20 protein-coding genes and 2 pseudogenes are annotated in these 19,675 nt (G+C 71.8%); 15 read left to right on the top strand and 7 right to left on the bottom strand.

Annotated elements, in window-relative coordinates:
* Nucleotides 1–60: 60 nt before the first annotated feature.
* Complete coding sequence (locus ACFY16_RS34715; RefSeq protein ID WP_390651209.1) at nucleotides 61–786, top strand: DUF2470 domain-containing protein; 726 nt, start codon at nucleotides 61–63, stop codon at nucleotides 784–786.
* Here the strand turns inward: ACFY16_RS34715 and ACFY16_RS34710 are convergent.
* The 3 genes from ACFY16_RS34710 to ACFY16_RS34700 all read right to left on the bottom strand — a co-directional run bounded on the left by ACFY16_RS34710 (nucleotide 754) and on the right by ACFY16_RS34700 (nucleotide 4,582).
* The gene (locus tag ACFY16_RS34710) at nucleotides 754–1,986 is read right to left on the bottom strand and encodes a lactonase family protein (protein ID WP_390651208.1); all 1,233 of its coding nucleotides are present in this window, start codon (nucleotides 1,984–1,986) and stop codon (nucleotides 754–756) included. The genes ACFY16_RS34715 and ACFY16_RS34710 overlap by 33 nt on opposite strands.
* 115 nt (nucleotides 1,987–2,101) lie before the next feature.
* Nucleotides 2,102–3,151, bottom strand: a complete 1,050-nt coding sequence (locus ACFY16_RS34705; RefSeq protein WP_390651207.1) for a hypothetical protein — start codon at nucleotides 3,149–3,151, stop codon at nucleotides 2,102–2,104.
* Nucleotides 3,152–3,319: 168 nt separating this feature from the next.
* Nucleotides 3,320–4,582: an aromatic acid exporter family protein gene (locus ACFY16_RS34700; RefSeq protein WP_390651206.1), complete on the bottom strand. Its 1,263-nt coding sequence runs from the start codon at nucleotides 4,580–4,582 to the stop codon at nucleotides 3,320–3,322.
* Between the two features lie 117 nt (nucleotides 4,583–4,699).
* Here ACFY16_RS34700 and ACFY16_RS34695 point away from each other — a divergent pair, with 117 nt between their 5' ends.
* The gene (locus ACFY16_RS34695; protein WP_390651205.1) at nucleotides 4,700–5,293 is read left to right on the top strand and encodes a TIGR03086 family metal-binding protein; all 594 of its coding nucleotides are present in this window, start codon (nucleotides 4,700–4,702) and stop codon (nucleotides 5,291–5,293) included.
* Nucleotides 5,294–5,383: 90 nt separating this feature from the next.
* Nucleotides 5,384–5,629, top strand: coding sequence for a hypothetical protein (locus ACFY16_RS34690; RefSeq protein ID WP_390651204.1), 246 nt, complete (start codon nucleotides 5,384–5,386; stop codon nucleotides 5,627–5,629).
* A gap of 8 nt (nucleotides 5,630–5,637) precedes the next feature.
* Here ACFY16_RS34690 and ACFY16_RS34685 read toward each other — a convergent pair whose 3' ends face one another.
* Nucleotides 5,638–6,132: an FBP domain-containing protein gene (locus ACFY16_RS34685; protein WP_390651203.1), complete on the bottom strand. Its 495-nt coding sequence runs from the start codon at nucleotides 6,130–6,132 to the stop codon at nucleotides 5,638–5,640.
* Nucleotides 6,133–6,240: 108 nt separating this feature from the next.
* Here ACFY16_RS34685 and ACFY16_RS34680 point away from each other — a divergent pair, with 108 nt between their 5' ends.
* From ACFY16_RS34680 to nrfD, 8 genes are all read left to right on the top strand, one after another.
* Nucleotides 6,241–7,155 (top strand): DUF3626 domain-containing protein, encoded by a 915-nt coding sequence (locus ACFY16_RS34680; RefSeq protein ID WP_390651202.1) that lies wholly within the window; start codon nucleotides 6,241–6,243, stop codon nucleotides 7,153–7,155.
* A gap of 70 nt (nucleotides 7,156–7,225) precedes the next feature.
* Nucleotides 7,226–7,363 carry a hypothetical protein gene (locus tag ACFY16_RS34675; RefSeq protein ID WP_390651290.1) on the top strand — a complete coding sequence of 46 codons (138 nt, stop codon included), beginning with the start codon at nucleotides 7,226–7,228 and terminating at the stop codon, nucleotides 7,361–7,363.
* A gap of 25 nt (nucleotides 7,364–7,388) precedes the next feature.
* A complete protein-coding gene (locus ACFY16_RS34670) occupies nucleotides 7,389–8,366 on the top strand; it encodes a phosphotransferase family protein (protein ID WP_390651201.1) in 978 nt (325 codons plus the stop codon).
* A 140-nt stretch (nucleotides 8,367–8,506) separates the two neighbouring features.
* Nucleotides 8,507–9,799 (top strand): ROK family protein, encoded by a 1,293-nt coding sequence (locus ACFY16_RS34665; protein WP_390651200.1) that lies wholly within the window; start codon nucleotides 8,507–8,509, stop codon nucleotides 9,797–9,799.
* A gap of 63 nt (nucleotides 9,800–9,862) precedes the next feature.
* A complete protein-coding gene (locus ACFY16_RS34660; RefSeq protein ID WP_390651199.1) occupies nucleotides 9,863–10,096 on the top strand; it encodes a hypothetical protein in 234 nt (77 codons plus the stop codon).
* A gap of 17 nt (nucleotides 10,097–10,113) precedes the next feature.
* Nucleotides 10,114–13,359 carry a formate dehydrogenase gene (fdh, locus tag ACFY16_RS34655; RefSeq protein WP_390651198.1) on the top strand — a complete coding sequence of 1,082 codons (3,246 nt, stop codon included), beginning with the start codon at nucleotides 10,114–10,116 and terminating at the stop codon, nucleotides 13,357–13,359.
* Nucleotides 13,356–14,174: a 4Fe-4S dicluster domain-containing protein gene (locus ACFY16_RS34650; RefSeq protein ID WP_390651197.1), complete on the top strand. Its 819-nt coding sequence runs from the start codon at nucleotides 13,356–13,358 to the stop codon at nucleotides 14,172–14,174. Before fdh ends, ACFY16_RS34650 begins: the two co-directional genes overlap by 4 nt.
* Nucleotides 14,171–15,136, top strand: coding sequence for an NrfD/PsrC family molybdoenzyme membrane anchor subunit (gene nrfD, locus ACFY16_RS34645; RefSeq protein WP_390651196.1), 966 nt, complete (start codon nucleotides 14,171–14,173; stop codon nucleotides 15,134–15,136). Before ACFY16_RS34650 ends, nrfD begins: the two co-directional genes overlap by 4 nt.
* A gap of 47 nt (nucleotides 15,137–15,183) precedes the next feature.
* Here nrfD and ACFY16_RS34640 read toward each other — a convergent pair whose 3' ends face one another.
* Nucleotides 15,184–16,212 (bottom strand): SDR family oxidoreductase, encoded by a 1,029-nt coding sequence (locus ACFY16_RS34640; protein ID WP_390651195.1) that lies wholly within the window; start codon nucleotides 16,210–16,212, stop codon nucleotides 15,184–15,186.
* A gap of 198 nt (nucleotides 16,213–16,410) precedes the next feature.
* Between ACFY16_RS34640 and ACFY16_RS34635 the strand changes: the two genes are divergently transcribed.
* Together ACFY16_RS34635 and ACFY16_RS34630 are read left to right on the top strand one after the other, a co-directional pair.
* Nucleotides 16,411–17,244 (top strand): alpha/beta fold hydrolase, encoded by an 834-nt coding sequence (locus ACFY16_RS34635; protein ID WP_390651194.1) that lies wholly within the window; start codon nucleotides 16,411–16,413, stop codon nucleotides 17,242–17,244.
* Nucleotides 17,241–17,675 (top strand): annotated as a pseudogene (locus tag ACFY16_RS34630) (M15 family metallopeptidase); the annotation flags it as partial. The gene ACFY16_RS34635 and the pseudogene ACFY16_RS34630, both read left to right, overlap by 4 nt.
* 109 nt (nucleotides 17,676–17,784) lie before the next feature.
* Here ACFY16_RS34630 and ACFY16_RS34625 read toward each other — a convergent pair.
* Complete coding sequence (locus ACFY16_RS34625; RefSeq protein WP_390651193.1) at nucleotides 17,785–18,156, bottom strand: MerR family transcriptional regulator; 372 nt, start codon at nucleotides 18,154–18,156, stop codon at nucleotides 17,785–17,787.
* A gap of 48 nt (nucleotides 18,157–18,204) precedes the next feature.
* Here ACFY16_RS34625 and ACFY16_RS34620 point away from each other — a divergent pair, with 48 nt between their 5' ends.
* Nucleotides 18,205–19,089: an NAD(P)H-binding protein gene (locus ACFY16_RS34620; RefSeq protein WP_390651192.1), complete on the top strand. Its 885-nt coding sequence runs from the start codon at nucleotides 18,205–18,207 to the stop codon at nucleotides 19,087–19,089.
* Nucleotides 19,090–19,160: 71 nt separating this feature from the next.
* Here ACFY16_RS34620 and ACFY16_RS34615 read toward each other — a convergent pair whose 3' ends face one another.
* Nucleotides 19,161–19,514 carry a hypothetical protein gene (locus ACFY16_RS34615; RefSeq protein ID WP_390651191.1) on the bottom strand — a complete coding sequence of 118 codons (354 nt, stop codon included), beginning with the start codon at nucleotides 19,512–19,514 and terminating at the stop codon, nucleotides 19,161–19,163.
* On the opposite strand from ACFY16_RS34615, the pseudogene ACFY16_RS34610 reads away from it, so the two are divergent.
* A pseudogene (locus ACFY16_RS34610) lies at nucleotides 19,470–19,583 on the top strand (IS630 family transposase); the annotation flags it as partial. The gene ACFY16_RS34615 and the pseudogene ACFY16_RS34610 overlap by 45 nt on opposite strands.
* Nucleotides 19,584–19,675 lie beyond the last annotated feature (92 nt).

Genomic DNA, 19,675 nt, shown 5'->3' with positions numbered 1-19,675 from the left:
GGTTGGCGCAAGCCCGGATCTCCGATAGGTTAGGCAAGGCTTACCTAAGGAGGTTAGGGGATGGGTGACAGCCAGACCTGGACGGCCGCGCCTTCCGCGGCCGAACGGGCCCGCTCGGTGCTGGCCGCCGCATGGTCCTGCGCGGTGATCGCGGACGGCGGACGCGAGGAGTTCGTCGGTGCGCACACCGTCGACGAGGACGGCCGGGTGCGTGTGCGCGTGCCCGAGGACAGCACCCTGCTCACGGCCGCGATCTGCGCGCCCCGGGGCGAGCCGACCGCCGTGCTGGAGTGCGCCGACGTCGCACCCGTCCCCGTGCGCAACCGGATCCGCGCCCGGCTCTGGCTCGCCGGCTGGTTCGCCCCCGAGGGCGACCATCTCGTCTTGCAGGCCACCCGTGTCGTACTGAAACAGCCCTCCGGCGCGGTCGTCATCGCCCTCGACGAGTTCGCCGCCGCCGCACCCGACCCCCTGGCCGGCGCCGAAGCCCAACTCCTCACCCACCTCGCCGACGCCCACCCGGACGCCGTCGAGCGGCTCACCCGGCTCGTCCGGCCCGACAGTCTGCACGGCGCCGTGCGTGTCCAGCCGCTCGCAGTCGACCGGCACGGCCTGACCCTGCGCATCGAACGTGCCCGCACCCACGGCGAGGTACGACTGCCCTTCCACGCACCCGCCGACGACGTCGCGCAGCTCACCGAGCGCATGCACGCCCTGCTCACGCAGGCGAGCGCCGCCTCCTGCCCGCGCGCCCTACAGCGGCAGCGCACAGACCGCGACGGGTGAGGCGAACGGCTCGCCCGCGAGCCGCAGTTCACCGCTCTTCTCGTCCACGTGGAAGACGCTGACCGTACCCGACCGCTGGTTCGCCGCGAACAGCAGCCGACCGTCCGGCGAGAACGCGATCTGTCGCGGAAAGTCACCGGCCACCGGCACCGTGCCGAGAAGCCTCAGCCGCGCGCCGTCCGCCTCCACCGCGTAGCGCGCGAGGCTGTTGTGGCCCCGGTTGGCGAGATACGCGTACGAGCCGTTCGCCGTCACCAGGAACTGCGCCGGGTAGTTGGTGCCCTTGCCGCTCCCGGTGGACTGCGGCCTGCCGACGGTCAGGCGGCCGGTGGCCGGGTCGTAGGCGCAGACCGCGGCCGTGTCGTCGACCTCGTTGGCGAGGTAGGCGTACCGGCCGCCGGGGTGGAAGGTCAGATGGCGCGGACCGGCGCCCGGCCGGGTGTGCGCCTGTGCGACCTCCGTGAGCGTGCCGGCCCTTTCGTCCAGGCGATAGGTGTACACCGTGTCCGTGCCGAGGTCGACGGCGAGGACGTGACCGCCGTCCGGGCTGGTGATGAACTGGTGGGCATGCGGGCCTTGTTGGCCGGGCCCGGGCGCGGGCGAGGTGTGGGTCACCATGTCCGTGCGCTCGCCCGGCGCCCCGGACGCGTCGATCGGGAACACGGCCACGCTGCCCGAGCCGTAGTCGGCCGTGAGCAGCCAGCGCCCGCCGGGATGGACCGACAGATGGCAGGTCTGCGCGCCGCCCGTGGCACTGCTGCCCAGAATGCGGCGGTCGGAGCGCCGTACGGCGGTCACGGCACCCTTCTCGCGCTCGTTCACCGCGTACAGCGTCCGGCCGTTCGGGTGCACCGCGAGGTACGACGGGTCGTCGACGTCGGTGAGAGTGCCGGTGCCGATGATCCGGCCCGTCGCGCTGTCGTAGGTGGCGAGCCCGATGCCCTTGCCGCCGTCCTCGGGGGAGGTGTAGGTGCCGATGTAGAGGGGGCGTGGGCCGGAGCCCGCTGGCTTCCGCGACGTCTGCGGCGAGGCGTCCGGGGTCGGCTGCCGCGCCCTGGCGCCCGCTGTCTCGGGCGTCTTCGAGGTCTCCGAGGCCGTCCCGCAGGCGGCCAGAGCCGTCGCCGCGGCCGCTCCGCCGAGCGTGCCGACGAAACGGCGCCTGCTCCAGCCGCCACGCGACGCTTCTGCCTCACTGCCCATGTGTGCACCTCAGGTCGTCGATTGCCCCGGTCGTCACAGCCACCTTGACGTCGGCGCCCCTGAAGCGCAAAAAAAGCAACGAGCGTTGCGCAGGGCGCAACGCTCGCATCGTCTGCTACCAGTCGCCGTCCTCCACCGGCTTCCCCGGCGCGTCCTTCAGCGGCCGCACCTGGTCGGGTGACGGCTGCTGCCAGGGCTCGTGATCATCCCCCAGCCAGTCGCCGACCGGCTTCACGCCCCCGAGCGTGTCCGTGGGGGAGAGGTCCTCGGCGTCCTGGTCGTAGTAGTCGTACCAGGGCAGGCCGGCCCGGGTGTACGCCGCACGGTCCACGGGCGACGGCGGGGGCTCCTCCCCGGTGATGCGACGCCACTCGGGCGGCGTCACCAGATGCACGAAGACCCGCCCGGCGGGCTCCGTCGCCCAGTCCTTCAACGGCCGGTCGTCCTTGTAGACCTCCTGGCGCATCGAGCCGCCGACACCGAGCCCCATGGCCGCGGCCGCGCGGGGCGGTCCCCCGGGGGCGGCCGCGGCCATGGGGGCGGCCGGGATCGCGCCGGGCGGGGGCGGGCCACCGTAGCCGCCCCCGCCTGTCATCGTCAGCCGTCTCCGCTCCGCCTGACGTCGTTCCTCCTCACGCCACTCGGCCAGCGCCCGGTCGTTCAGCGGGAACGACTGCAGCTGTACGCCGCCCCAGACCTCCTCGCCCGTGACCTGGCCCTCGACCGTCGCGCCCAGCCCCAGCGGCACCGCCACGAACTGGCGGACCGTGCCCTTGCCGGAGTTGATGCCGTCCAGCCAGGGCTGACGCGGCAGCACGAGGTAGTTCTGCGGGTGCCGGGCGAGCCGGTCACTCCACCGCTTCCCCGAGACCGCGCACACCTTGCCCACCCCGACCTGGAGCGCGGCGGGCTCCGTCGTCCCCGAGAAGCTCAGCCACATCGCCTCACGCAGATACACCGGCAGCATCACACCGCCACGCGCCCGCCACTGCTCGGGGACGGTGTCCGGGTGGTCCGAGACGCGGCGCACGGGGAACTCGCCGAGCCCGGGCGGCAGTGGGTGGGTGCCCGTCTCGGGCAGGCGCAGCGTACGGACGAACCGCACCGCCACACCGCCCGGCAGTCGCAGTGTGTTCCCGTCGATCCGCACGGTGGTGTCGGTCATCCGGACGCTCCCTCGTCGCCGTACATCGCCATCGTCCATGTGCCGTACCTCGCGTCATGCGCCGTCGTCGCGCGTGCGCCCTTGTCCCGCGTGCGCCGTCGTCACACAGCGCCGTCGTCACGCGTGCGCCCTCGTCGCGTATGCGTCGTCGTCGCTCATGTGTCGTCCTCACAGAGAACGACGGGGGGTGGCCTCGCGGTTCCGCCGCTGCAGACGCGGCATGCGGCCGCCGCCCAGTCGCTCCCGCAGCCAGGTGACCCACGGCATGCGCTCGCGCTGCTCGCGCGAGCAGCGGTCCAGCTCCTCCAGCAGCCGGTGCGAGCGGTGCTCGGTGTCGAGCTCGTCGATGATGCGGTTGACCTCGGTCAGGACCGCACCGAACAGCTGCCACTGCCGCGCGTCGCGCTGGATCCCCTCCAGCAGCAGCTGGGCCAGTTTGTCGCGGGTGGCGGCGGCCTGGCGCAGCTCCGCGGTGAGTCGCTCCTCCGCCGATTCGGCGTTGACGCTGACGTCGGTGGTGACCAGGACCGCGAAGCTGACCACGGCGTCGGCGACCTCGGACAGCAGCCGCTCCACGACCGCGCCCGTCTCGGGCGGGAACAGCGGGTCGGGCTCGCGCTCCTTGGCGAGGTCGGTGAGGGTGCGGGTGATCACCCGCAGCACGACCGTGCAGATCTCCAGCGTGTCCAGACCGGTGCGCAGCACCACCCGGTGCAGCAGGCCCTCGCGAACGCGCGGATTCAGCCGCAGGCTGTCCTCGGCCTGCCGCAGGGCCGCGTCCACCTCGACGATGTCGTGGTCGAGCCGGCGCGCCTCGTGCAGTCGTGCCGCCGCCTGCTCCGCGGGCGTGCGACCGGCGGCCTCCTCGCCGACGCGCAGCATCAACTGCCGCACGCGGCGCGCCAGCCCCTCGATCGACTCGCCCGCCTTGTCCACCCAGACGGGCGGGGCGAGCAGCAGGTTGCAGCCGAGCCCGACGACAGCGCCGATCAGCGTTTCCACGATCCGCGCCCAGGCGGTGTCGCCGACGCTGGTGACGCCGAGCACCAGCATGGCGCTGATCGCCACTTCGGGTACGAACTCGTCGACCCGCACCAGATGGCCTACGGCGAGCGACGCCACGATGAGCAGCGCGAGACTCCACCAGGTCAGCCCGACCAGGAGACTGAAGGCGATGGCCACGAGCACGCCTGCCACCACGGAGTTCACCCGGCGGATGCCCGTGGTGAGCGTGGAGTAGAGGGTGACCTGTACGACCAGCAGCGCGGTCAGGGGGGCCGTCAGCGGTCTGGGCTCCGGGCTGAGCCGCAGCGCGATGACGTACGCGATCGACGCGGCGGCCGCCGACCGCAACGCCTGTACGACCACGGGGTCCCGGTGGCGTCTCACCAACCGTCCGAGGGACTCTGTCCACTCACGAGCATCTTGCATCTCTTGGCCTGTTCCCTTTCACCGGACTGCTCGAACGTCCCCATTGAGGACCGTAGGTGTCCGCAAATGAGCCTAGATTGTTCTCACCAGCCCGAAGGTGACAGGAGGGACGCGGACATGTCGCAGATCCAGCGGATCGAGGTCCTCACCCGTTCGCACGACTACCTGCGGGGGGTGGCCGGCGCGGTTCCGGAGGGAGCCTGGGCGGCGCGGACGCCGTGCTCGGCGTGGACGGCACGGCAGGTCCTCAACCACGCGCGCATCGACCAGCAGGCATACGGCCTCGTCCTCACCGGCGGCCGGCCGGACAGCGACCCCTTCCAGCCGGCTGACGCGCTCGCCGGCGACCCGGTGGCCGAACTCGACAAGGTGCTGGCCTCGGTCGCGGACGGGTACGCGCAGCTGCCCGCCGACGCGGATCAGGTGCCCACCCCGCTGGGCCCGCTGCCCCTGCCGCTCGCCGCCGCGGCGGCCGCGATGGATGCGGCCGTGCACGCCTGGGACATCGCCGTCGCGACGGGCCAGAACCGGCCACTGCCGGACGACCTGGCCGAGGGAATCCGCCCGGCGGCGGACCATCTCGTGAACCACCTCCGCGACGCGTACCAGGTTTTCGCCCCCGCCGAGCCGCTGCGCGAGGGCTACGGCAGCGCCGAGGCCCTGCTGGCATTCCTGGGCCGCGACCCTCGCTGGACGCCACCGGCCGTGTGAGCTGGGCGGGCCGGGATCCGGGGCGTCCGGATCGCCGGCCATGAGTGCTCCGGCAGGCCCGTCCGGCGTACGGTCGCCCACCTTCACCCGGTGGCGGCGGTGCGCCCCGATGACGCCGAGGTCGAGGAGGTGCTGCGGCCGGCCGAGGGGCGCGGCGCCGATGTCGTCCTCGGCACCGTCGGCGGCCGGTCCTTTCCGCGCAGCGTGCGCGAGGTGGGCCACGGCGGCCGGGGCGTCGCCCCGGCCGCCGTCGCGTTGGTGGCGCGCGCCGCCCACGAACAGTCGGAGAGCCGCGACCATCGAGGCAAGATCGTGCTTGCGGTCGTCCCGGAGTGATGCCGACCTCAGACGTACAGCTTGTCGAGGAACGCCGAGAGATTGCCCGTCGTACGGGCGATCTGCTCCTCCACCGTCAGGCTCTCCTCGAATCGGGAACCGGAGTCCGGGACCTTCTTGCCGCGCGCATAGAGGGAACAGGCGAGGTCGGTGCACATGTACAGCCCGACCGAGTTCCCCTCGCGACCCGCCGCCCCCGCCTTGCGGGCCGTCATCAGTGAGACCCCGCCACCCCGGTGGGTCGTCAGGCACAGCGAGCACATACTGCGATGCAGGAAGCCGCGCTGCGAGGACGGAAACCGCAGCGTCACGCCGATGAACTGCCCCTCCCGCTCGGTGACCAGACAGCTGCGGTCGGGCGCGCCCGGATCTCGCCAGCCCAGGAAGTCCAGGTCGTCCCAGGGGCGTTGGTCGAGATCCCGGGGCACGGTCAGTCGTTTTGCCTCGCCCTTCGAACAATTGACGAAGGAGTTGCGGATCTCCGGCTCGGTGAGTGATCTCATGGAGGGGCCTCCTGGCATACCTGGGTGGACCTGGTGTTCCTGACGCGAGGTAAACCTAGGGATACTAGGTTTCTGCCTAGGGTAAGCAGTCGCGAAGAAGGGATGCCAGTGGATTTCGGGGGTCTCGCATCACCGCGGGCGCGAGCGGCGCTGCGCCATGTCGCGGCCCGCTCCACCGGGCCGGCCGTCGGCCCGGACCTGCGCGTCACGCTGAACTTCCACCCGGACCGATCAGTCCGCGGCCTGCCCATCCTGCGGGCGCTGGCCGAGGACGGCGCCTACGTCTCGCAGTTCGTCACGGGCACCGGCAACGGTGGCCTCACCGCGCACCCCGGCGGTGACCGCTGGCGCTGGGAGAGCCGGATCTTCGGCGGCGCGTACGACGACGCCGACGCGCACGACCGGCCGGTGTACGGCGCGCTGGACTTCCGTCGCCAAGTGGTCGGGGCCGCCCCGCGGTTCGGTTCCTCGCACTTTCGGCTGACCGCGACGACGCTCGCCCGCACCACCTTCTGCTATCCCGACAGCGCGGCCGAGCCCACCGACTTCGGGGTCGCCGCCGGCATGTCCCTGGTCCCGCTCGCCGAGGCCGACGAGCGGGACGCCCTCGACGACTACATCGAGGCGCAGGTGCACGGAGGCGTCGACCTCGCCCGGGACGCCGAGGCACTGGTCCTGGACGCGAGCTACCGCGGCACCCCCGTCGAGACCGCCGCCCGCCTGCTGCCCTGTCCCCTGGAGTGGCACCCCGGCTACCGCCTCACCGTGTCCGAGCTGTACCGCCACGCCGACTACCGCGGACAGGAGTACGCCGACCTGGGCGCCCGCATCGCCGTCGGCGGCCGGCTCGACCCGCGCGTCATCGGCGACGCCGTCCGCGCCGGACGCCATGAACTCCAGGACCTCAAGAAGGTGTGGCACACCGTCGCCCGCTTCGGCGCGCCCGAGGGAGCCGGCACCGCCTGCTCCCCGACCGCAGGCTCGGGCGGCCACACCCCCGTCGCGAGCAGCCCCGGTGCGTAGGCGCGGGCGACCAGCTCCCCAGGGTTCGCCGCGGCCCAGCGTGCTGACTGGCCGCAGACGGCGTTCGCGAATGGCGCCGGGTACGCGCGAGGCGTTCCGTACTCTGTACCGGGACCGCACGCCGGGCGCCGACGAGGCCGCAGTCGAACAGTGGCTGGACGGGCTGATCGCCGCCGGGCGGTACGTCGAGGACGTGTACGCGGCATGACCGATGGGGGAGAGGCGGGCGCACGGTGGCAGATTCCTGGGAACGGGCCCGGCAGGTCCTGGGGTCGGCGGGCATCCCGCCCGACCGCCTCGCCCACCTCCGCCCCCTCGGCGGCGGCACCTACAACACCGTCGAGGAGCTCCGCCTCACCGACGGCCACCTCCTGGTGCTGAAAGTCGCGCCCACCGTGCCCGGCCTGAGGTACGAACGTCAACTCCTTCTCTCCGAGGAAGAGTTCTGCCGCGGCGCTGCCGAGGCCGGCATACCGGCGCCCCGCGTGGTGGCCCTCGCCGGCGACCCGGCCGTACGCCATCTGCTGATGACGTGCTGCCCGGGCGAGCCCTGGGACGACTCGCTCACGGACGCCGAACAGGCGGATCTGCGGACCGAGTTGGGCCGCCAGGTGGCCCGTCTGCACCGGGTGACCGGGCCCGGCTTCGGCTATCCGTCCGGTGCCCTGGGGCCGCTCGCCTCCGACTGGCGGACCGCGTTCACGGGGATGTTCGACGCGGTCCTCGACGACGCCCGCCACTACCGGGCCCGGCTGCCCCGCCCCGTCGACGAGATCGCCCGCACCGCCCGGGCCGCGGGGGAGGCGCTGGCCGAGGTCACCGTCCCGAGCCTCGTCCACTTCGACCTCTGGCCGGGCAACATCCTCGTGGACCGCTCGGCCGGGGCGCCCCGCATCGGCGGGCTCATCGACGGCGAGCGCATGCTCTGGGGCGACCCCCTGGCCGACTTCGTCTCCCTCGCGCTGCTGGGGGACATCTGGAAGGACGAGCCGTTCCTTGCGGGCTACCGGGAGGCCGACGGCCGGGTCCACTTCGACACCCCCGCCCGCCTCCGCCTCGCCCTGTATCGCGCCTACCTCTACCTGATCATGCTCACCGAGGGGGTTCCGCGGGGGTTCGACGAGGGCCGCAACCGTTGGGTTCAGGAGCTGGTAGCCCCCGAACTCGTCAGGGCGCTGGAGGAGATCACGGACCTGGCCACCGCCGCATAGGCGCGCGTGCGCAACGGCGGCCCGCTTAGCTCGCTGCGTGAATTAAGGGTCAGAGAAAGTGCGCCAGGCGTGCCCGCGGCGGTATGTTGCAGGTCGGGCACGCTGCCGGACAGGTTCCGGCAGGGTTCGGAAGGAGCCATATGGCGGGGCGGAACGGGCGCACGGTGCGCGACCTCAGGCGGGCCAACCGCGCGGTCGTGCTGCAACGGCTGTACTTCGACGGCCCCCTCAGCCGCTTCGAGCTCGGCCCGGTCACCGGTCTGAGTTCCGGCTCGGTCAGCAACGTCGTCGCCGACCTGGTCGCCGACGGCCTGCTGGAGGAGGCCGGCAGTGTCGACTCCGACGGCGGCCGCCCCCGCACCCTGTTGCGCGTCGCACCCGGCAGCGGCCACATGATCGGCGTCGACGTGGGCGAGACCCGGGTGCGGATCGAGTTGTTCGATCTGACCCTCACCGAACTCGCCCGCGCGGAACACCCGTTGGAGCAGCAGCGATACGAGGTCGAGGTGATCGTCGGCCACATCCGCGACGGCATCGCCGAGGTGCTCGCCGCCGCCGGCATCGCACCCGAGCGGCTCCTCGGCGTCGGCATCGGCGTCCCCGGCATCGTCGAGCACACCCCGGACCGCGGCGCCGTCGTGCACGGCCAGACCATCGGCTGGGACGCGGTCCCGCTGGAGGCCCTGCTCCGTACCGGCTCCCAGCTCCCCGACTCCGTGCCGTACTTCATCGACAACGGCGCGAGGACCCTCGGCCAGGCCGAGATGTGGTTCGGCGGCGGACGCGGCGCCGACAACGCGGTCGTCGTCCTCTTCGGCTCCGGCGTCGGCGCCTGCCTGGTCACCCCCGACGTGGAGCACGGCCGGGCCGTGGAGTGGGGGCACCTGACCGTACGGGTCAGGGGGCGCCGCTGCCGCTGTGGCGCGCTCGGCTGCCTGGAGGCGTACGCGGGTGCCGAGTCGCTGCTGCAGCGCTGGCGCGAGGCGGGCGGGCAGCCGCCGGAGGGCACCGACGAGGAGACGGCGCTGACCGCGATGCTGGCCGCCGCCTACCCGGCCGAGGGCGGCGACCCGGCCGATCCCGTCGCGCTGGCCGTCCTGGAGGAGACCGCCGAGTACCTGGGCGCCGGCCTGTCCGACCTGATCAACCTCTTCCAGCCCGAACGCATCCTCATCGGCGGCTGGGCCGGCCTCCAGCTCGGCGCCCGCTTCCTGCCCGCCGTACGCCGCCACGCCACCGCGTACGCCCTGCGCCACCCGGCCGAGAAGGTCACCGTCGACCTGGGCAAGCTCGGCCCGGACGCGGTCACCGTCGGCGCCGCGATCCTGCCACTCGCCGACTTCTTCGCCCGCGGCGGCCGCCGCCCGGAACCCGCACCCGAGGGACCGGCCCCGGCCTGGCGCACGGCCCTGGAGGAACGCGCGCCGCACTGACGTTTCACGGGCCCGGCGCAGAGGTACTCGCGTGTCGCTCGGACGACACGAAGGGAGTACGTCGTGGCAGACCAGCGTCCCGAGGAGCGCGGAAGAAGCGGTACGCCCGTGCCGCGGGACCTGCCTGACCAGCAGGCCCGCGAGGGCGAGGACCCGTGGGAGGCGAGCCCGGAGGGTTCCCAGGCGGAGCAGCCCGATGTCCCCGACACCGATGAGGCGGGCACGGGCAGGCGGGGCGAGCCACGATCGGCGAACGTCCACCCCGAACACCCCACCCCGGACGAGCCCACCGACTGACCGCCACAGGAGCCCCCATGGGTATGGCCGACCGGGTCCGCTCGTGGCCCGTCTACCGTCAGCTCACCGGCGCCGACCGCACGGGCCGGGGCAGCGCCGCGAAGTCCGCGCACACCGAAAGCCTGCGACCGCGCACCGAGACCGCCGACCGGGTGGTGCCGTCCATCTGCCCGTACTGCGCGGTCGGCTGCGGCCAGCAGATCTACGTCAAGGACGAGAAGGTCGTCCAGATCGAGGGCGACCCCGCCTCCCCGGTCAGCCGCGGCCGCCTGTGCCCCAAGGGCTCGGCGACGCTCCAGCTCACCACGGGGCCCGCCCGTGAGTACCGGGTGCTCCACCGGCGCCCGCACGGCACCGACTGGGAGCCGCTCGACCTGGACACCGCCATGGACATGGTCGCCGACCGGGTCATCCGCACCCGGCGCGAGAGCTGGGAGTGGGAGCAGGACGGCAAACGCACCGCCCGCACCATGGGCATCGCCAGCCTCGGCGGCGCCACCCTCGACAACGAGGAGAACTACCTCATCAAGAAACTGCTGACCGGCCTCGGCGTGGTCCAGGTGGAGAACCAGGCCCGGGTCTGCCACAGCTCCACCGTCGCCGGCCTCGGCACCTCCTTCGGCCGTGGCGGCGCCACCACGTTCATGCAGGACCTCCAGCACTCCGACTGCATCGTCATCGAGGGCTCCAACTTCGCCGAGTGTCACCCCGTCGGCTTCCAGTGGGTCATGGAGGCCAAGCGGCGCGGCGCCCGCATCATCAGCGTCGACCCCCGCTTCACCCGCACCAGCGCGCTCGCCGACCTGTACGTGCCGATCCGCGCGGGCACCGACATCGCCTTCCTCGGCGGGATCATCAACCACGTCCTCACCGAGGAGAAGGACTTCCGCGAGTACGTCCTGAAGTACACCAACGCGGCCACCCTCGTCAGCGAGGACTTCCGTGACACCGAGGACCTCGACGGCGTCTTCTCCGGCCTCGACGAGGAGGGGATGCACTACGACCCGCACAGCTGGCAGTACGAGGGCGTCGAGGTGCAGCAGCCCACCGGCGAGGTCGACGAACAGTACGAGGACCGCACCCGCAAGACGGCCGGCCCCGAGGCCCACGGCTCCGGCGGCGCCCGCACCGGTCACCGCGCCCCCACCGACGAGACCCTCCAGCACCCGCGCTGCGTCTACCAGGTCCTCAAACGCCACTACGCCCGCTACACCCCCGAGATGGTCGAGGAGATCTGCGGCATCCCGCGCGCGACCTTCCTGACGGTGTGCGAGGACCTCACCGCCAACTCCGGCCGCGACCGCACCAGCGCCTTCGCCTACGCCGTCGGCTGGACCCAGCACTCCACCGGCGCCCAGTTCATCCGCGCCGCCAGCATCCTGCAACTGCTGCTCGGCAACATCGGCCGCACCGGCGGCGGCATCCAGGCCCTGCGCGGCCACGCCTCCATCCAGGGCTCCAGCGACATCCCGACCCTGTTCAACCTGCTGCCCGGCTACATCCCGATGCCGCACGCCCACGCCCACATGCACCTCGACGACTTCGTCGCAGCCACGCGCACGGAAAAGGGCTTCTGGTCGAACATGCGGGCCTACTTCGTCAGCCTCCTCAAGGCCTACTACGGCGACGCCGCCACCCCCGACAACGACTTCTGCTTCGACCACCTGCCACGCATGACCGGCTCCCACTCCACCTACGACACGGTGATGGCCCAGCTCGACGGCGTCTGCAAGGGATACTTCCTGCTGGGCGAGAACCCGGCCGTGGGCTCGGCCAACACCCGCCTCCAGCGCCTGGGCATGGCCGGCCTGGAGTGGCTGGTCGTCCGCGACTTCTCCCTCATCGAGTCGGCGACCTGGTGGAAGGACGGCCCCGAGACCGAGACCGGTGAACTGCGCACCGAGGACATCGCCACCGAGGTGTTCTTCTTCCCGGCCGCCGCCCACACCGAAAAGTCCGGCTCCTTCACCAACACCAACCGCTATGTGCAGTGGCATCACGAGGCCGTCGAGCCGGAGGGCGACGCGCGCAGCGACCTGTGGTTCATGTACCACCTGGGCCGCCGCATCAAGGAGAAGCTGGCCGGCTCCACGGACCCCATGGACCGCCCGCTCCTCGACCTCACCTGGAACTACCCGGTCAGCGGCCCGCACGACGAGCCGGTCGCCGACGCCGTGCTCGCCGAGATCAACGGCCACGGTCCGGACGGTGCCCCGCTGAGCTCGTACACCGAACTCAAGGACGACGGCTCCACGCGCTGCGGCTGCTGGATCTACTGCGGGGTCTACGCCGACGGCGTCAACCAGGCCGCCCGCAGGAAACCGCACTGGGAACAGGACTGGGTCGCCCCGGAATGGGCCTGGGCCTGGCCCGCCAACCGCCGCATGCTCTACAACCGGGCCTCCGCGGCGCCCGACGGCACACCGTGGAGCGAACGCAAGAAGTACGTCTGGTGGGACGCGGACGCCGGCAGGTGGACCGGCCACGACGTGCCCGACTTCGTGCCCGACCGCGCCCCGGACTTCGTACCGGACGAGGAGGCCACCGGGCCCGACGCGCTGCGCGGCGACGACCCGTTCATCATGCAGGCCGACGGCAAGGGCTGGCTGTACACGCCCGCGGGACTGGAGGACGGCCCGCTGCCCACCCACTACGAGCCCCAGGACTCGCCGTTCACCAACGCCCTCTACCCGTCGACCCCGCGCAACCCGGTACGCCAGCTGATGCCCCGCGAGGGCAACCGCTACCACCCCAGCGGAGACGAGCCGGGCGCCGACGTCTTCCCGTACGTCGTCACCACCCACCGCCTGACCGAGCACTTCACCGCGGGCGGCATGAGCCGCTGGTCGGGGTACCTCTCCGAACTGCAACCGGAGTTCTTCTGCGAGGTCTCGCCGGCGCTGGCCGCCGAACGCGGCCTGGAACACGGCGGCTGGGCCACGATCGTCACCGCGCGCAACGCCGTGGAGGCGCGCGTCCTGGTGACGGACCGCATCCGGCCGCTGCGCGTGCAGGGCCGCACGGTCCACCAGATCGGCATGCCCTTCCACTGGGGACCCAACGGTGTGTCGACGGGCGACGCCGTCAACGAACTCGTGTCCATCGCCCTCGACCCCAACGCCCACATCCAGGAGGACAAGGCCTTGACCGCCGACATCCGCCCCGGCCGCCGCCCGCGCGGGCCGGCGCTGCCGGAGCTGGTCGCCGAGTACCGCAGGCGGGCCGGGATCACCGCGGCCACGGGAACGGAGGCACGCAAGTGAGCGAAGAGCGGGTCGGCTTCTTCACCGACACCTCCGTCTGCATCGGCTGCAAGGCGTGCGAGGTGGCCTGCAAGGAGTGGAACGCCATCCCGGAGGACGGCCTGTCGCTGACCGGCATGTCCTACGACAACACGCAGGCGCTCGGCGCGTCGACGTGGCGGCACGTGGCGTTCATCGAGCAACCGAAGCCGGAGGGGCGCACACAACTCCCGTTGGCGGACGGCGACGTCGGTGACGGCGACATGCGCTGGCTGATGTCCTCCGACGTGTGCAAGCACTGCACCCACGCCGCCTGCCTGGACGTCTGCCCCACCGGATCGCTGTTCCGCACCGAGTTCGGCACGGTCGTCGTCCAGGAGGACATCTGCAACGGCTGCGGCTACTGCGTGCCCGCCTGTCCGTACGGCGTGATCGAGCAACGACCGGCCGACGGGCGGGCGTTCAAGTGCACGATGTGCTACGACCGCCTCGGCGTCGGCCAGGAACCGGCCTGCGCCAAGGCCTGCCCCACGGAGTCCATCCAGTTCGGTCCGCTGGACGAACTGCGCGAGAGAGCCGCGCTGCGCGTGGACCAGCTCCACGAGGCGGGAGTCACCGACGCGCGCCTGTACGGGCACGACCCGGACGACGGCGTGGGCGGCGACGGCGCGTTCTTCCTGCTCCTCGACGAGCCCGAGGTGTACGGGCTGCCGCCGGACCCCGTCGTGACCACCCGCGACCTGCCGGCGATGTGGAAGCACGCGGGAGCGGCCGCCGTGTCGCTGCTGGGCGGGCTCGCGCTGTCCTTCGCGCTGACGGGAAGGGGACGACGATGACGGCCACCCCGGGCACCGGGCACCGGCGCCGGCGCGGCGAGCAACCTGTCGTCCCGCGAGCGGAGTTCCGGTCGTACTACGGGCGCCCGGTCATCAAGGCGCCGTCCTGGGCCGCCCCCGACATCGCCGGATACTTCTTCCTCGGCGGGCTCGCGGGCGCCGGCTCGGTGCTCGCCGCGGGCGCCCACCTCACCGGCCGTACCACCACCGCGACGGCCCTGAAGGTGTCCTCGCTCGCGGCCGTCTCGCTCTCGGCGGCCGCGCTGGTGCACGACCTGGGGCGGCCGAGCCGGTTCGCCAACATGCTGCGGGTCTTCAAGCCGACCTCGCCGATGAGCATGGGCTCATGGCTGCTGTCCGCGTACGGACCGGCGGCGGGTGCCGCTGCCGCGAGCGCGGTGACGGGGCGGCTGCCGCGGCTCGGGGGCGCGGCAACCGGCGTCGCGGCGCTGCTGGGGCCGGGCATCGCCACGTACACCGGCGTGCTGGCGGCGGACACCGCGGTCCCTGCCTGGCACGGCGCCCACCGCGAGTTGCCCTACCTCTTCGCGGCCTCCGCGGCGGCCGCGGCGGCCGGCATGGCCCTGGTGGTGGGTCCGACGCACGAGAACGCGCCCGCCCGCCGCGCCGCCGGCCTCGCCGCGCTGGCCGACGTGGCGGTGTCGAAGGCGGCGGAGCGACGGCTGGGCATCGTCGCCGAGACCTGGCGGGAGGGCCGGGCGGGCACCCTGCTGCGGGTCGCCCGGACGCTCACCGCGGCGGGCGCCCTCGCGAGCGCGCTGGCGGGACGACGGCGTGGCGTCGCGGCGGCCTCCGGCCTCGCCCTCCTCGCCGGCTCGGCGTGCACCCGCTTCGGCGTGTTCGCGGCGGGAATCGCCTCGGCCCAGGACCCGAAGTACACGGTGGCGCCGCAGCGGGAGCGGCTCGACGGTCTGGGCCAAGGCCGAGAAGGGCTCGACTGATTGCCGAAGTCCTGCGAAGTTCCGAAGTTTTCCGAAGTCCAGTGAGGTCAGCCCACCTTGCGCCCCCGCATGGGCTCCGTCTCCTCGCCCTCGCCACGCCGCAGGCCCAGCAGGAACTCCTCCAGCACCTCGGTCGCCGTGTGGTGGGGCTGCCAGCCCAACTCGGCGTGCGCACGCGTGCAGTCCATCAGGGGCAGCCGAAGGACCGCGTCGAAGAGATGGGGCGAGGCGGGCAGCAGACGCAGACCCCAGGCGGCGGCGACCGCCGAGCGGGCCGCGGTACGGGGGAGCCGCACCGGGCGGGCGCCGAACATCTCGCCCAGCAGCTCCGCGTCGACCGGCGGTTCGGCCGCCAGGTTGAAGGCGCCCCGGACCTCGGAGTCCACGGCCAGCCGGTACGCCCGCGCCGCGTCGTCCGTGTGCAGGGCCTGCACCCGTAGTCCAGGGATGGAGGGCAGGAACGGCAGCAGATCGGGCCGGGCCGCGGGGCCGGGCAGGAAACGCCCGCCGAAGATCCGGCGCTGCTCGCTCGCCGACTGCCGCTTGAAGAGGAAGGCGGGCCGCATCCGCACCACCCGCACCTCGGGGTGCTCCCGTTCGAACGTGTCCAGCACGCGCTCCAGGTAGGCCTTCTCCCGGCAGTAAGCGGCGCCCGGCCAGCCGTGCGTAGGCCACGACTCGTCCACCGTGTGTCCCTTCGGCCCCGGAGAGTACGCACCCACGGACGACGCGTGCACCAGCACCGGCACCTTGGCCTCGGCGACCGCCTGGAACACGCGGATGCTGCCGAGCACATTCGTGCGCCAGGTCACCGCCGGATCGTGCGTCGGCTGGAACGCCCAGGCCAGATGGATCACGGCGTCAGCCCCCTGGAACTCCTTCACCGGACGGGGCCGCTCGGCCGCCAGGTCGACCGCGGCCCAGACCGTCTTCGGCGGCGACCAGTGCGGGAGCCGGCGGGCCAGACCCAGCACCGAACCCACCTCCGGATCCTCGGACAGCACACGCACCACGCTCGTGCCGACATTGCCGGTGGCGCCCGTGACGACGACCCTCCGGCCCGGTTCGCTGCTCACCTCGGTCTCCTCCCTGTGGGGTGGGGCGGGCTGACCGAGTACCCGGCCGACGGAGACCCGCAACGTCCTGGGGAGAACGCGTGCGCGCTGCCCAGGAGCCGGAGCGGCATGACGTCGGAGGTAATCGACGCACTCCGCGCCGACCGGAAGCATGAAAGGCATACCGACCGTCCCGCCACCGCATTCCGGGAGGAACCCATGCCGTACTTCGAGAGCCCCGTCGACGGTACGCGGCTGCACCACGTCGACTACGGTCCGGCCGACGGACCCGTGGTCGTCTTCGTGAACAGTTCCTACTTCGGGACGGAGATGTGGGAGTACCAGATGCTGCCGCTGGCCGAGGAGGGCTACCGCTGCGTCGGTTACGACCGGCGCGGGCACGGGCGGTCGGACGACGTGTGGGCCGGGTTCGACCTGGACAGCCTCGCCGATGACCTGCAGGGCCTGATCGAGCACCTGGATCTGCGCGACGTCACCCTCGTGGGCCACTCCGTGGGCACCGCCGAGATCGTCCGGTGCCTGACACGGCACGGTGCCGGGCGCGTCGCCCGGGCGGCGCTCGTCGCCGGCATGGTGCCCGGACCCGTGCGGTCGGCGGACCACCCGGACGGCATCGACCCGGAGCTCGCCAAGGCGGGCAACGACGCCTTCCGACGCGACCGGGCCGCCTTCTTCGCCGACGGTGCCCGTGACTTCTTCGCCCTCGATCAGCCGGGCAACGAACTCTCCGACGCCTATGTGCAGTCCATGGTCCGGCGCTGTCACGGGGCGACGGCGCGCGCCGGGGTCGCGCTCGGCGAGCTCATCGCCGGACTGAACGTCGCGCCCGAACTGACCAAGCTCGACCTGCCCGTGCTGGTCGTCCACGGCACCCACGACGCCTCCGGTCCGTACGAACTGACCGGCCGCCGCACGGCGGAGCTGGTACCGAACGGCACGCTGAAGGTGTACGAGAACGCCGGCCACGGCCTCTTCGCCACCCACGCCGACCAACTCAACACGGATCTAAGGGAGTTCATGGCCGGCGGCTGAGCCGCCTTGGCTCCGTGGGCGCCCAGGTCCACCTGCGGCAGGGCGTCCTCGACCGGCTCCTCGAAGCGCAGGCGCTGCTGCCCGAGGGGCTGCGCCTGCTGTTCGTCGAGGGATACCGCCCGCTGTCCCTCCAGCGCCACTACTTCGAGCGGTACGCCGACGAACTGCGCGCCGAGCACCCGGAGTGGACCGCCGAGCAACTCCGCGCGGCGGCGGGCCGCTACGTCTCCCCGCCCGAGACCGCCCCGCACAGCGCGGGCGCCGCCGTCGACTTGACCCTGGCCGACGCCGACGGCCGTGAACTCGACCTGGGCACGCCCATGAACGCCGACCCCGAGCAGAGCGCGGGCGCCTGCTACACCGGGGCCGCCAACATCAGCGACGCGGCCCGCACGAACCGCGATGTGCTGGGCGCCGCGCTGAGCGCGGCTCTGGGTGGTCAGCATTGATGACGGCGGCACGGGTAACCCTCTGCGACTGTGCCATGAGGAAAGGTTGAAGGGGCTACTCGGCGCACGAACTTCCCAGCAGGAGGTCGGCTTAGGCGTCACGGACGAAATGCACGCAGTCCGGACAGTCATCGAGATATCGATGCCGACACTCAACGGTGTGCTGCAGGAAGGTAATGGCCTGTTGTGTGCGGACGACCTCACTTTCGAGTGCGGCTATCTTCGCCCTCACGACCGCTTGTGCTGCCCGCTTCTTCGGCGCCATGGCAGCAATGACTTCTGGCAGCGAGAGCCCAACGCGCCGCAGCTTCAGCACGGTGCGCGCCTGCTCCAGAGCGTTGTCGTCGTAGATGCGGTAGCCGTTGCCATCGCGGCCCACGGTGAGTGCCCCCACATCTTCCCAGTGCCGCAGCACGTGAGCTTCGACGCCGAGTTCCGCGGCTGCTTCTCCGATCGTCTGCATCACACACGCCTTGCCTTCATGTCGACCTGAACCCTTAGCGTCTCGATCATGCCTGACATCAATCGCCCCACGGACACCCAACACAGGGCATCGATCCTGGTCACCGGCGCGGCCGGCAACCTCGGCCGTGAGGTCGTCGACCGCCTCCAGACACACGGCGCGCGCGTGCGACGCCTCGTGCGCCATCAAACCGGCCCCCGATCCACAGTCGAGTCGGTGGTCGGCGACCTCACAGACCCCGCGGTGGTCCGCACTGCGCTCCTGGGCATCGACGCTGTCTTTTTCATCTGGCCACTGCTCGAATCCGCCCCTGCCCACGAAGTGGTCGCAGAACTCATGGCAGCGGCGCCCCGTGTCGTCTACGTGTCCTCGACAGCCATAGACGACGAAGCCGCCCGACAGAGCGATCCCATCGTTCAGGTGCACGCTGACATGGAAGTCCTGCTGCGCGATGTCGGGCTGCGACCTGTGGTGCTGCGCAGCGACACGCTGGCCTCCAACGCTCGTGGATGGGCGGCACAGTTGCGGGCGGGCAACGTGATCGCAGGCTCGGACATCGCGCGCACGGCCGTCGTCGACGAACGCGATGTCGCCGATGCGGCGGTTGCCGTATTGCTCGCGCCGCACCATGCCCAACTGGGTCCCAGTCCATACGTGTTGACCGGACCCGAGGTGCTCAGTCGCGCCGATCAGGTCGCTCAACTCGGTGCCGCACTCCGGCGCCGTCTGAGCTTTCAGTCACTTCCCGCTGATCTCGCTCGCTCGCGAATGCTCGCAGACGGTCGTCCCGAGCGACTGGTAGAGGCGCTGCTGGCTGCCTCGGTGTGTCGACCGGAGTCGAACCGCACCACCGATCATGTTGAGCGCCTTACTGGCCGACCGGCCGGCACCTTCGCGAGGTGGGCCATCGACCACGCGGCTGAGTTCAGCTGACGGGAGAGCCGCGGCACGTCGCCAGACCCTTGCAGGGGTACTCGTTGACGCTCCCCTCTCTGGTCGAGAGGTCAGCCTTCCGTCGGGCGGAGGGGTACGACGTTGTCCCGTGCCTCTTCCGAGCGCTTCTCCGGCCTCTTCCCTTGATGCGTGAGGACGGCGTTCGCGAGCGCGAGCTGAGTGACTTGGTGTCGGAGCGCTCTGATTTCAGCCTTCCGCGTGGCAACTTCTTTGAGGTCGGAGACGGTTTTCCGGAGTCGCCTTTCCGATTCTGGGAGTTGCTTCGTCTCGGCGCGGACGCGCTCGTAGAACTCGTTCTTCAGGTCGGCGTGGCGTTTCTGGAGGCCATGCGGTGAACACCGGCCTCGGCCGCGAGAGCGACGTTCAAGCTGTCGACGGATCCGTACTTCGTCGACAAGGTCCACGACGTGGTGGGCCTGTATCTCGATCCGCCCGAGCGGGCGTTGGTGTTCTGCGTGGACGAGAGGTCACGTGCGCCACGAGGCGCTGATGGAAACCGTGCGGGAGGAAGGACCCGCCGCCGGTCATCGCAGTGACCGGTCGAAGCTGGAGGCAGGCTGAGCCC

Origin of the sequence: Streptomyces sp. NPDC001315 (assembly GCF_042896175.1) — a bacterium.
GTDB lineage: Bacteria > Actinomycetota > Actinomycetes > Streptomycetales > Streptomycetaceae > Streptomyces.
This window is presented reverse-complemented; position numbering and strand designations above follow the sequence as displayed.